Here is a 12049-nt window from a genome sequence, read left to right as displayed (position 1 = left end):
TTTGTTTGGCATTTTTGTTTAAGAATTGAAAAAGCATCTCATTTTTTATATAATGTCAATTAGCGCTCTGTGTCTTGTACAACCAAAACCGGCTGGAACTTGTTCCCGCAGTGCTGCAGCCCGGAGATGGACTATAGTATTCTAGCTTATTCGAAAGGAACGAAAAAAGTGAAGATTTTACGTTACATGCTCCTATTTGTGCCGATCACTATTGTCGGTGAGTTTTTGCATTGGACACCAACGCTGATGTTTGTCTTGACAGCACTGGCTATTATTCCTTTGGCAGCGCTGATGGGCGAAGCAACAGAGGAAATTTCCTTCTATTCAGGGCCCAAGATGGGCGGGTTTTTGAATGCAACGTTTGGCAATGCAACAGAACTGATTATTTCTTTCTTTGCTTTAAAAGCAGGTCTTTTTGAGGTTGTTAAAGCATCCATTGCCGGATCAGTCATTGGCAATATTCTGCTGGTGCTGGGTTTAAGCATGATCTTTGGTGGAATCAAATACAAGTCGCAGCGTTTTAATCAAAAGGTTATTGACAACAGTGCCAGTATGCTGTTGTTTGCGGTTATTGGTTTGACGATTCCGGCTATCTTCACACATACGCTGAACCCGGCACTCCTAAATACGCGTTATGAAGGACTCAGTATCATTGTGGCAGTCATCATGTTTATTATCTACATTCTGAGTTTAGTCTTTTCTTTTTACACGCACAAAGATATTTATTCAATCGACCATTCCCAGGAAAGCTCTCCGAAGTGGTCCATAAAAAAAGCAATTGCCGTTTTGGTCGGGGCCACTGTGCTGATCGGGCTGGAGAGTGAGTTCTTGGTCAGTGCTGTAGAGCCAATGTCGGAAGCGATCGGGCTAAGCGAATTTTTCGTCGGCATTATTCTTATTCCGATCATCGGTAATGCTGCTGAACACAGCACGGCGATTGTCATGGCGATGAAGAATAAAATGGATGTCGCCGTTGAGATTGCAATCGGGTCAAGCCTGCAGATCATTTTGTTTGTCACGCCTGTATTGATCTTTCTGAGCTTACTGTTTACACCAATGAGTATCGTTTTCAATGAATTTGAAATTGTAGCCCTCGTCTTTTCAGTTCTGATTGCCAACAGGGTAGCGACGGACGGGGAATCGAACTGGATGGAAGGGGTTCAGCTGCTAGCGGTATATTTGATCATTGCTGTAGCGTTTTTTGTCTTGTAGAATCCAGCCTCTTGATCTTATGGATTTAGGTTTGCAGATTCTGTGGGGGTACGTAATGTGCCCTCATTTTTTGTGGGCTTATACTGCTTAATTGCTTAAGTTGCTTAAGTGCGTGCTAAAAGGCTTTTGGGCTTGTCTGCGTGCCATAATACCACTTTCGGCCTTTTGCGTCCTCCTTGACGCAAAAGGCCGCGCTACGCAATCCTTGCTCCGCTTATCGTGGAACTGTGCCACGCAGACTAATCGATGGTAATTGGGGCTTTTCTCAAAATTAAAAAATGCAGATATTGATAATAAGCGCTAACGAGTTAAAGGTGATTCGTATATTTCATTCTCGTCTGATATTGTATCAGGGAATAAAATAATGCTATGATAAAGCTGATTCCGGAAGGAGGGGGAGTTATGAAACGATTTAGTTCCTGTTTACTGATTTTGATTTTGGGACTGGGAATTTTGACGGCCGGCTGCGCAAACAACGATCAAATGAATGGTACGAATCAATCGAATGGTATGGATCAGATCAATGGTTTGAATCAGGATACAAACCAGACAGGTCAGATGACCGGCTCAAACGGATCAAATGAGGCAAATGGAGACAACAATCCGGTGATCTATCAAAACACAGTGTATGGTTTTAATTTTGCGTTACCGGATAGTTGGAAGGGCTACTCAATTGTAAATGAGCAATGGGAAGGTATTGCTATAGATGGTTCGCAAAGCGGTCGAGTGATTGAAACGAACCGGCTCATTCGGATTCGTCATCCGCTATGGACTCCGGAGCAGCCTCGTCAGGACGTTCCGATTATGATATTTACGTTAAACCAATGGACAGACTTATTGAATGAAAAATTCAGTGTTGGTGCGGCACCGATGCCGCCAAGTGAACTCGGACGAAATTCGAAATATGTATTGGCGCTTCCTGCGCGTTATAATTATGCTTTCCCGATAGGATTCGAAGAAGTGGAGGGTATCCTCGCAAACGGACCTTTGAAGGCAACCGAAGACTTTAAGTAGGGAATACGGTGGGGGGCACCATGAAGATTGTTGTTGCACCTGACGCTTATAAAGGCTGTCTGAACGCGCTTAGCGCTGCCAGGGCAATCGAAAGAGGTATTCGGAACGTTGAGCGGGATATTGCTGTAAAATTGATCCCGATGGCTGATGGCGGCGAAGGTACCGTAGAGGCGATGATTGCGGCTCTAGGTGGTGAGATCATACCAGCCAGGGTAAAAGGGCCATTGGGTGAAACGACGGATGCTTTTTTTGGTTTGTTAGAAGACCGAACAACAGCCGTGATTGAACTGGCAGCGGCGGCAGGCTTAAATTTAATTCCTGCAAACCTTAGAAACCCTTTGCTGACGACATCGTATGGTGTTGGAGAGTTAATAAGGTATGCCTTGGACACTGGAGCTAAAAAATTAATTCTGGGTATCGGTGGGAGCGGTACGAATGACGGAGGAGCCGGAATGGCCACGGCCTTAGGAGTAAGACTCCTGAACCGGCATGGTCAGGAAATCCTTTTTGGAGGCGGCCATCTGACTGAAATAACGGATATAGATTTTTCTGGCTTTGACCCCAGGCTGAGCGATACAGAAATAATGGCTGCATGTGACGTGACCAATCCGCTTTGCGGCCCGCAGGGGGCCTCGGCAGTCTACGGCCCGCAAAAAGGAGCGACACCGGAGATGACTGCTCTTTTGGACAAGAATCTCCGGCACTATGCTGAAATCATTCAGAAAAGTACCGGGCTTCAGGTGCGGGATATTCCTGGTGCCGGAGCTGCAGGAGGCGTTGGAGCGGCTCTGATTGCTTTTCTGAAGGCAAATCTGCAGCCTGGAGCGCAGCTCATAATGAGAGCGGCAGATATGGACAAGGTTCTGAATGATGCGGATTTAGTCATAACAGGTGAGGGTTTGACCGACCACCAGACACTCTTCGGCAAAGTACCGCTGGCCGTAGCTGAAAAAGCTGTAAAACATCAAGTCCCGGTCGTCTGTTTGTCCGGCGGGTTGACGGAAGATGCCCAGCTGCTTTACAAACATGGGTTTTCCGGGGTATTCAGCATTACGGAAGGACCTGTTAGTCTAGTAGACGCAATCCAGAATGCGGAAGTGCTGCTGGAGAGAGCTGCTGAAAGGATCTTCCGCCTGTACCTGGCTGGACGATCGTTCCGGCATGAAGGGTTATGCCCAAAAGATCATTAACGCTCAAAATCGTACAGGGGGGACACTATGAAAATTGTCGTTTTGGATGGATATACACTTAATCCCGGAGATATATCATGGAGCGGACTGGAAAGGTTTGGGGAGCTTACTGTCTATGATCGCACCGCATATCATGCCGGTATTGAAGATTTAATCCTGGAGAGAATTGACAGGGCGGAGATCGTCTTTACCAATAAAACACCATTATCCAGAATCGTGCTGGAAAACGCACCAGATTTAAAATTTATCGGGGTTCTCGCAACAGGCTATAACATTGTCGATGTTGAGGCAGCCAAGGAAAGAGGAATTGTCGTAACAAATATTCCAGCCTATGGGACGAATTTTGTCGCTCAGATGGCAATTGCGCTGCTGCTTGAAATGTGCTGCCATGTCTGGCCGCACAGTGAATCGGTTCAAATAGGAGAATGGTCTGGCAATCCCGACTGGTGTTACTGGAAGTACCCGCTCATAGAACTGGCGGGAAAGACCATTGGAATCATCGGTTATGGCAGAATTGGCCAGGCGACGGGAAGAATAGCTCAGGCTTTGGGGATGAGGATTCTAGCTGTCGACAGCAATCCCGATTCGTCTTTGGAAAGTCCTGATATGAAATATGTCGATATGGATACACTGCTTACCGAATCTGACGCAATCATGCTGCACTGCCCGTTATTTGAAAATACCAAAGGAATCATTAACAAGCAAAGTATTGCTAAAATGAAGCCCGGTGTGATGATCGTAAATAACGCAAGAGGCCCTTTAATCGTCGAGGAGGATTTAGCAGAGGCCCTGAACAGCGGCAAAGTTGCAGGAGCAGCACTGGATGTTGTGTCGACAGAACCGATTCAAAGGGATAACCCGTTACTTCAGGCCAAGAACTGCATCATTACGCCACATATTTCATGGGCCTCGCTGGAGGCAAGAATCAGGCTTATGGATCTGGCTGTGCACAATTTGGAACAGTTTCTGGCGGGGACTCCCGAGAACGTGGTCAGTTGAATAACCAAGGCAATGTCTCTTAACCCGGCTTCGGTCGGGTTATTTTTAATATCATAAAGAAAAGATTTTATTGGTATTTTGCTGGGAAATTAATGACAAATTTGATTAATTCCTTTATTATGTAAGATATGTAAAATATTCTATGATTTAAGGTGGATACATCATATGGCTAGAGTCAATGTTCCGTATATTATGGCGTGTGAAGATGTCATTAATGAAAATGAATCCTTAAGTTACAAAAACATTCTTTTCACAAAAACAATCAAGGCATTGTATGAAAAAATATCCCTTAATATTATTGTTGGGGTTCAGGTTTTTGAGTCGGAAGACGCTGAAGAAAATGAGGGTGATATCATACTTGAAATGACAGTAAAAGATGATAAAGATGAGTATGTCACCAAACTGCCGTTAAAAATTGAAATACCAAAAGGAACAAAAGATATTTCGGTAAAGATCGTATTTAATGATATGCTGATAAAATCACTCGGATCATATAAGTTTGTTGTCAGTAAAGGGAGGAAGAAACTTAACGAATATCGAATATTAATAACAATGGGAAAGGGAGAAAAGGAATGAATACGCTCACAATGGATGTAGACTTTAACAAAATATTAAAAGCCAAGACTTCCCCTGAGAGTAATCATTCAGATTTTGTATCCGCTATAAAAAGCTTCACTTCACCAAATAATATAGAATTAACATCTAGTGCAGGAATTGATGGGCCTAATGTTGATGTTTATGAAAAACATAGGGTTATATTTGCTGAATATACAGTAATTTTTACTGATGAAAGTTTTGAAATAAAGTCAGGGTATAAAGAACTAAAGTTATTGAATAAACATAATAGTGTTCTATCAAGGATTGGTGGTGCTATTATGGGATGGCTTGCTTGTTCTCCAATTGAATCTTTTGCTGAAGAGATCAAAAATTCTTATAATCAGCATGTCGGCTTAATTGCCTCTCTAGCAGCGCTATGTTCTGCTTTTGCGGCTTGGACTGGTGTTCCTATTTTTAGTATTATTGGTGGGTTTATTGGACTTGCCGTTTTTGACGCATTCATAAGCTTAATACCTGGAGCCGTTAAAGAAGGGAGGGAAAAAGATCATAGCTTACAGGCCAAACTATGTGCTTTTTGTGTAAATTTAGCAGCAATTATGGTTGGTGTTATTGCTCATAATTACTTTGTCGACTTGACTTCCGGGCTAAGTAGCATTGAATACTATCCCGCCAAAGTCGTATCCAATGTCCATTATTTAATTGTCTTTTGGGTAGGGATGATTTATGTTACAAGAGTCATCGGATATGTAGCAAAAATAAATAAGGTACCGCTTCCGTGGTTTGCCAATACACTGAAAGGAATTGGCTCAAATAAAGAAAAAGGAAAAAAGGAAAATAAAGATCTATAATCCTCGGCAGACTATTGTCAGGCGGGAATAGATACAACTGAATTTAATAAAGATAGGATAAGAAAAAGACCGACAATTTCGGTCTTCTATTTTTATGTTCAAATATGTGTGCAACTTATTTTTTCAAACTGGTGCGGCCGAGAGGACTTGAACCTCCACGAGCGTTAGCCCACTAGTACCTGAAACTAGCGCGTCTGCCAGTTCCGCCACGGCCGCATCGACAGATTACATTATATTTGATGGCTCTATGCTTTGTCAACACAAAAGAGTAATAAAAAAATGGAATTTCTAGTCCTTGACAAATATCATGACGAGACAAGGCCTTTGTTCCAGCCTTGCTTTTCGCTGTGGTTTTTGTTATCCTTTTCCATTAGGGGTATTTTGTTTTTTTAGATTATTTATAGGCAGGAATATATAGATTAATAGAGAAAGTAATTTAGGTTTGGGCTAACCTTTGAAATTTGAGATATTGAAGGAATGTGGAAGGTGATTTGTGTTGAAAGGTTTTATGAGATCGTTGTTTGAATGGGTCGTTATCGTTGCAATTGCTTTTGTTCTCTCTATGGTGATTCGAAATTATTTGATTGATACCCGAATCGTCCCGACCGGCTCGATGCTGCCTACGATTCAGCTTCAGGACCGTTTAATCGTGGATCGGTTCTTTTATAAATGCGGTGAGATTAAGCGCGGAGATGTTATTGTTTTTGAAGCTCCCGAAGCTGTAATGAAGGATGAGGATCTCGTCAAAAGAGTGATCGGCTTGCCTGGTGAAAAACTTGAAGTCAAAAACGGAAAAATCTATATCAATGATCAGGCTCTGAATGAGCCTTACGTCGAATATCCGGCCGATTATGAATTTGGGCCTGTGACCGTACCGGAGGATTCCTATTTCATGATGGGGGATAACCGTCCGGCCAGTTACGATAGCCATCGCTGGGGGGCCTTGCCCGAGGATAAGATATTGGGAAGGGTCTGGGTCAGGTACTGGCCTTTGGACAGATTCGGAACCTTGACTAAACTGCCTGAAGACTATTTAAAGTAGAATACGTACATGATACAGCACTAGCATAAAAAGATTACGATTATCAAACCGCAAAGAGGATAACTCGATAATAAATATGGATATGTGAGGGATAGCCGGATGGATCCAATGTTCCTTTATGTCATCGGCGCAGTCATGGTCGGGATCATTCTCGGATTTGGGACAGGGTTTAGTTTCCGCGGAGGCCAAGCCAGAGGACTACTGGAAAAAGCCCGGACGCTTGAACAGGAGAATGAAAGGCTGCATGCGGAACTGAATCGGGAATTTGAAAGAAGAATGCAAAATTCCGCTGTCATTTCTGAACTGCGTACCCGGCTCGAGATGGAGCAGACAGCGTATGAAGAAAAATTGACGTTGCTCAGCCAGGCCAGGGAGGAGCTCAGTGACGGCTTCAAGGCCTTATCCGCTGAGGCACTTAAGAATAACAATCAGTCCTTTCTCGAATTGGCGAAGGTTGTACTCGAGAAGACCCAGGTCCAGGCTTCGGCTGATCTGGAAAAAAGGCAGGCTTCTATCGATGAACTCGTAAAGCCTTTGCGGGAGTCGCTCGACAAAGTTGATTTGAAGATTAACGAACTGGAACAAAAAAGAGCAGGGGCTTATGAAGGGTTGCTTAAGCAAGTCGAAAATATGGCGTTCGGGCAGGAAAAGCTGCAGCGGGAGACCTTGAAGCTGACTTCTGCTTTGAAATCGCCGACTGTCAGAGGCCGCTGGGGAGAAGTCCAGCTGCAGCGGGTCGTAGAACTGGCCGGCATGGTGGAGTACTGTGATTTTTACCAGCAGGAGGAAGTCATCGGCGAGTCCGGCAGGCAGCGCCCGGATATGATTATTCGGCTTCCGGGGAATAAAACGATTGTCGTCGATTCCAAGGCCCCGCTCGCGGATTATCTTGAAGCTGTGGAAGCCCTTGATGAAGACCATAAGAGAACAAAGTTATCAGGTCATGCTCGGCAGGTCAAAAACCATATTACCAAACTTGCCGCGAAGTCTTACTGGAACCAGTTCGATTTTACGCCGGAATTTGTTGTCATGTTTCTGCCGGGTGAAACCTTTTTCAGTGCTGCGCTGCAGTCAGATCCGGAACTCATCGAATACGGCGCCGGGCAAAGGGTCATCCTGGCGACCCCGACAACGTTGATCGCGCTGCTTAAAGCCGTGGCTTACGGCTGGAGCCAGGAACAGATCAACGAAAATGCCCGCCATATCAGTGAGCTCGGCAAACAGCTCTATGACAGGATCAGCGTTTTGACCGAGCATTTGTTGGACATCCGTAAAGGACTCGCCCAGGCCACTCAGGCTTACAATCGGGCCGTCGGCTCCTATGAGAACCGGGTACTCGTGACCACCAGGAAATTCAAGGAGCTCGGGGTTGCCGGCGATAATGAGATTAGTGAGATGGAGATCCTCGAGACCGGGCTTCGGGAGATTGCGGCAGGAGACAATTAATATTTGGGAAAACAATCGGACTTCTCAGTCGAATGCTACGTGATTATTAAAAAGATGTATGATTGCATCTTTTTTTTGATACCAAGAAATTTCAAAGAAACCTCCATGGGTCTTAAGAAAACTAAAAATCTTTACGATAATAATGAAAAAGTCTAATATCCATGGAGGGATGAAGATGAAGGTTTTGAGTTCAGCTGTTGATCTTTATTCGGACTACAAGCTGGAACAGCAAAAGACCGTCAATGAAAGGCTGAAAGCCTGGGTTGACGGACAGGGCACGGATGCAAGCGATGAAACAGAGCCAACTGCGGATTCATTGACACTTTCAAGTGACGCTTTGGCTAAATTACAGGAGAATCCCGCAGCGAGCAGCTCAGAAACAACTGCTGAGTCGGAAGATGAATTCTTTGAACTCAGCCCTAGGGAGAAAGAAATTATCTCCCTGTTAGAAAAATTCCTCTCCAAGCTGTCCGGGAGAAAGGTAACGATTGATGTACCGGATAAACTACCTCTTTTAGGTCCGGGTAACAGTGATTTTGGTCACCTGATGGCAGCAAAGAACGACGGCAACAATAATGGGAACGGCAGTCAGAGGGTTGGATGGGGCATCGATTATCACTATGAAGCGTCCTATACAGAAAAAGAATCCATGAACTTTTCAGCCCAGGGCACAATCCTTACTGAAGACGGCAGTGAGATAAAATTCAAGCTGAATATCGCGATAAGCCGTGAGTATACATCCTATCAGAGCATCGATTTTAAAGCCGGAGATGCTTTGGTCGATCCGTTAGTGATTAATTATGGTGCAGGCAGCGCAAGCCTGTCAGGATTTAAAACGGATTTTGACCTTAATGCTGACGGAATGCAGGATAATATTTCTTTCCTGGCTGAAGGCAGCGGGTTCCTTGCTTGGGATGAGAATAGCGACGGAGTCGTCAATGATGGCAGCGAGCTCTTCGGGCCGGCGAGCGGAGACGGTTTTAAGGAATTAGCCGAATATGATAACGATCAAAACGGCTGGATCGATGAAAATGATTCCATCTACAAAGAACTTAGCCTTTGGATTAAGGATGCTGCAGGTAACGACCAGCTACTGGCCTTAAGTCAGGTTGGAATCGGCGCAATCTATTTAGGCAATGTCGATTCGCTATTTTCACTGAAAGATACGGATAATCATTTAGACGCTCAGATCAAGGAAACCGGCATATTTCTAAAAGAGAACGGAGAAGCAGGGACGGTCCAGCACGTAGACTTTGCGGTATAGCGAGAGGATAAGCTAATACAAAGGGACGAATTTTTTATTCCCTCAATTAAATAATGGGGATAAAGATTCGTCCCTTCATTTCGCGGTTGTCTTAACCTAAAGAGAGTTCAGAAATTGTTCCAGCTCTTCAATATTTGCTACAGAAAAAGCACCGGTACAATATTCTTGGTATTTGGTCATCAGACAGTCGCCCCTGCCCCACTGGTCCTTGCTTAGGGGATTCAACCAGTACAAGGCTGCGGCTTTTTCTTTGATCTGGGCTAGGATTTCGCTGCCATCCAGCCTGTTCTGATTATTTTTGCCGTCTCCTAAAATCAGCACCGTGGTTTTATTCAGCAGGAAAGGCAGATAGAGGTCGGAGAACTTCAGCAGCACATTACCATAATGGGAATAGCCTGTACGGTTATAGCCGCTAACCTTGCGTAGATTGTTGAGTGAGCCTGTCCAGTCCTGCTCCTGGAAATAATCTGTCGCTTCCACGAGCTGATCGACGAACAGAAATGAGCGGACGTTGGCATAGCGCTGCTGCGTTGCGAAGACAAACATCAGCATGAAGTAAATAAATTTGCTAACGGAATTGGACATGTCACAGAGCAGCCAGAGGTCGGGTTTCGATTGTTTTCGCTGCATTTTTATCAGGTTCAGCGGGATTCCGCAGGTTTTCAGGGAATGTTTGATGCTACGATTCAGATTGATAGTGCCGCTTGCACTTACTTTGCGGCGCCTTCCTTTGCGGACGGCCAGTTTTCGGCCTATCTTCTGGATTTCCTGCGACATTTGAGTGATCTGCGCGTCGTCGCAGTCCAGAAACGAAACCGTTCGTGGATTTCGTTTTTTCATTTCCTGGATCAAATGCTCCGAACTCATATTTCTAGCCAGCTGGCGTTCAATTTCATCTTTGAGTAAATGGTTCCATTCTTCAAGGGCCACCCGTGCCGCCTGGTATTCCGCTTCAGATAGTTCATCCTGTTGGTAAGCCTTTTCAATATGGCTGGCTGCTTCATTCCAACCGCTCTGGGTCCGGAAAGCAGCCAGGCCTTTTTCGCGATCCTCGATGCTGAGTTCAAGATTCAGGTCCAAGCCTTGCAGGACAGCATAAATCAGATCAATTTCATTGTTCAGCACGGCCTCAATCAAGAGCTCTAGCGGGACAGTTTTGCCGGCACTTCCTCCGTGGCCTTCTTCCAGGGAGAAACGGCCTTGGCTTTTTAGAATGCCCAGATGGTCCGATGATATTTCCAAATCAGGGCCAAAATATAACTCGATCAGCCATAAAGCATAATCAGGGCCCCAAGGAGATTTGATCAGCGTCGTATTGATGAGTTGATAAAAAGTATACTTATCCATTCCATCAAGACCGAGCATTTTTAGCAGCCGGATGCAGTCAGATATTTCGTGTGAATTCACGTTAATGCCGGACTCTCTGAGCAGTCTGGCTATTTTAAGAATGAAGTATTCCATCAAACCAATCCTTTTGGTTCACTTTTTCCAGGACATGCCGACAGTCATCCTGGTATTTGAAAAGGATGTTCAGCGTGCTGGAAGCGACTTCCGCCGTTAGTTCTTCGACCTGTAGCTGTTCCAGGATGTTGACCCAATCGATCACTTCGCTGATGCTGGGGTGTTTTTTGAGCTTCTCGAGCCGCAATTTGCGGATGAAAGTAACCGCTTGTTTACCAAGGTGCTCCAACAGATCCGGGAAGTGGATCTGAAGAATCTCGAGTTCTCTTTGCTCGTTCGGGTAATCCACATGAAGGTACAGACATCTTCTTCTTAGCGCCTGGCTTAAATTTCGTGTGCTATTGCTGGTCAACAGGACGGAAGGAATGCTTACAGCAGGGATTGTCCCAATCTCGGGTATAGAAATCTGCCAGTCCGAGAGGATCTCCAACAGAAAGCTTTCAAATTCCTCGTCGCTTTTATCGATTTCATCAATCAGCAGGACGGAAGGCATATCACTAGCAATCGCTTTCAGTAACGGTCTTTTCAGAAGGAATTCATCCGTATAAATATTTTCACTGGTAGCGGACCATTCATTCGTGCCGGGACTTTTGGTCTGAATATAGAGCAGTTGTTTCTGATAATCCCATTCATAAAGGGCTTTGCCTTCATCGATACCTTCATAACACTGGAGGCGGATCAATTCTCGGTTGAGATATTGGCTCCATGCTTTGGCCAACTCTGTTTTTCCGGCTCCGGTCGGCCCTTCAATAAGTAAGGGTTTATTGAGAAGCAGGGAGTAATGCAAGATCATTGCGGTATTGTCATTAGCAATATAGCCCTGTTTTTGTAAACCTTCTTTTATTTCTTCCAAATTCATAAACAGTACTTCCTTTCTGATCGATGACAGGCAAAATATCCTAGATAATTTTAGTCATATATACATGTATAATGGGTGTTTTTTTAATTATTGATGATTAAAGGAATAATGGCAAGAGGAATTCTAATTCAGAAAGATAAAAACATAAAAATTTCA

Annotated in this window: 11 protein-coding genes and 1 tRNA gene; 9 read left to right on the top strand and 3 right to left on the bottom strand. The window is 44.5% G+C overall.

Features of this window, described 5'->3' with window-relative positions; all coding sequences use genetic code 11:
- The first annotated feature begins 168 nt into the window (after positions 1-168).
- The 6 genes from cax (at position 169) to C1I38_RS11415 (ending at position 5821) form a co-directional block, all read left to right on the top strand.
- A complete protein-coding gene (gene cax / locus C1I38_RS11440; RefSeq protein WP_243103746.1) occupies positions 169-1212 on the top strand; it encodes a calcium/proton exchanger in 1044 nt (347 codons plus the stop codon).
- Between the two features lie 402 nt (positions 1213-1614).
- Complete coding sequence (locus tag C1I38_RS11435) at positions 1615-2226, top strand: hypothetical protein (RefSeq protein WP_119776454.1); 612 nt, start codon at positions 1615-1617, stop codon at positions 2224-2226.
- A gap of 20 nt (positions 2227-2246) precedes the next feature.
- The gene (locus tag C1I38_RS11430) at positions 2247-3416 is read left to right on the top strand and encodes a glycerate kinase (RefSeq protein ID WP_119776452.1); all 1170 of its coding nucleotides are present in this window, start codon (positions 2247-2249) and stop codon (positions 3414-3416) included.
- A gap of 27 nt (positions 3417-3443) precedes the next feature.
- Complete coding sequence (locus C1I38_RS11425; RefSeq protein ID WP_119776451.1) at positions 3444-4415, top strand: D-2-hydroxyacid dehydrogenase; 972 nt, start codon at positions 3444-3446, stop codon at positions 4413-4415.
- 165 nt (positions 4416-4580) lie between these two features.
- Positions 4581-4991 (top strand): hypothetical protein, encoded by a 411-nt coding sequence (locus C1I38_RS11420; RefSeq protein WP_119776449.1) that lies wholly within the window; start codon positions 4581-4583, stop codon positions 4989-4991.
- Complete coding sequence (locus tag C1I38_RS11415) at positions 4988-5821, top strand: hypothetical protein (protein WP_119776448.1); 834 nt, start codon at positions 4988-4990, stop codon at positions 5819-5821. Before C1I38_RS11420 ends, C1I38_RS11415 begins: the two co-directional genes overlap by 4 nt.
- A gap of 129 nt (positions 5822-5950) precedes the next feature.
- Here the strand turns inward: C1I38_RS11415 and C1I38_RS11410 are convergent.
- Positions 5951-6037 (bottom strand) — tRNA-Leu (locus C1I38_RS11410).
- A 280-nt stretch (positions 6038-6317) separates the two neighbouring features.
- Here C1I38_RS11410 and lepB point away from each other — a divergent pair.
- From lepB to C1I38_RS11395, 3 genes are all read left to right on the top strand, one after another.
- Entirely contained in the window at positions 6318-6863 is a 546-nt protein-coding gene (gene lepB, locus C1I38_RS11405) for a signal peptidase I (RefSeq protein ID WP_199698292.1), read from the top strand.
- Between the two features lie 99 nt (positions 6864-6962).
- Positions 6963-8309, top strand: a complete 1347-nt coding sequence (gene rmuC / locus C1I38_RS11400; RefSeq protein ID WP_119776444.1) for a DNA recombination protein RmuC — start codon at positions 6963-6965, stop codon at positions 8307-8309.
- 175 nt (positions 8310-8484) lie between these two features.
- Entirely contained in the window at positions 8485-9573 is a 1089-nt protein-coding gene (locus C1I38_RS11395; RefSeq protein WP_119776443.1) for a hypothetical protein, read from the top strand.
- Between the two features lie 96 nt (positions 9574-9669).
- Here the strand turns inward: C1I38_RS11395 and C1I38_RS11390 are convergent, their stop codons facing one another.
- Together C1I38_RS11390 and C1I38_RS11385 are read right to left on the bottom strand one after the other, a co-directional pair.
- Positions 9670-11034, bottom strand: coding sequence for a VWA domain-containing protein (locus tag C1I38_RS11390; RefSeq protein ID WP_119776441.1), 1365 nt, complete (start codon positions 11032-11034; stop codon positions 9670-9672).
- Entirely contained in the window at positions 11015-11893 is an 879-nt protein-coding gene (locus tag C1I38_RS11385; protein ID WP_119776440.1) for a MoxR family ATPase, read from the bottom strand. The genes C1I38_RS11390 and C1I38_RS11385 overlap by 20 nt, the downstream gene beginning before the upstream one ends.
- Between the last annotated feature and the right edge of the window lie 156 nt (positions 11894-12049).

It is taken from the genome of Dehalobacter sp. 12DCB1, from assembly GCF_004343605.1.
GTDB lineage: Bacteria > Bacillota > Desulfitobacteriia > Desulfitobacteriales > Syntrophobotulaceae > Dehalobacter.
This window is presented reverse-complemented; position numbering and strand designations above follow the sequence as displayed.

What these genes read in the sequence shown, in the direction of transcription:
- C1I38_RS11435 (WP_119776454.1), top strand. Translation starts at nt 1,615, where the DNA reads ATGAAACGATTTAGTTCCTGTTTACTGATTTTGATTTTGGGACTGGGA.
- C1I38_RS11430 (WP_119776452.1), top strand. Translation starts at nt 2,247, where the DNA reads ATGAAGATTGTTGTTGCACCTGACGCTTATAAAGGCTGTCTGAACGCG.
- C1I38_RS11425 (WP_119776451.1), top strand. Translation starts at nt 3,444, where the DNA reads ATGAAAATTGTCGTTTTGGATGGATATACACTTAATCCCGGAGATATA.
- C1I38_RS11420 (WP_119776449.1), top strand. Translation starts at nt 4,581, where the DNA reads ATGGCTAGAGTCAATGTTCCGTATATTATGGCGTGTGAAGATGTCATT.
- C1I38_RS11415 (WP_119776448.1), top strand. Translation starts at nt 4,988, where the DNA reads ATGAATACGCTCACAATGGATGTAGACTTTAACAAAATATTAAAAGCC.
- rmuC (WP_119776444.1), top strand. Translation starts at nt 6,963, where the DNA reads ATGGATCCAATGTTCCTTTATGTCATCGGCGCAGTCATGGTCGGGATC.
- C1I38_RS11395 (WP_119776443.1), top strand. Translation starts at nt 8,485, where the DNA reads ATGAAGGTTTTGAGTTCAGCTGTTGATCTTTATTCGGACTACAAGCTG.
- C1I38_RS11390 (WP_119776441.1), bottom strand. Translation starts at nt 11,034, where the DNA reads ATGGAATACTTCATTCTTAAAATAGCCAGACTGCTCAGAGAGTCCGGC.
- C1I38_RS11385 (WP_119776440.1), bottom strand. Translation starts at nt 11,893, where the DNA reads ATGAATTTGGAAGAAATAAAAGAAGGTTTACAAAAACAGGGCTATATT.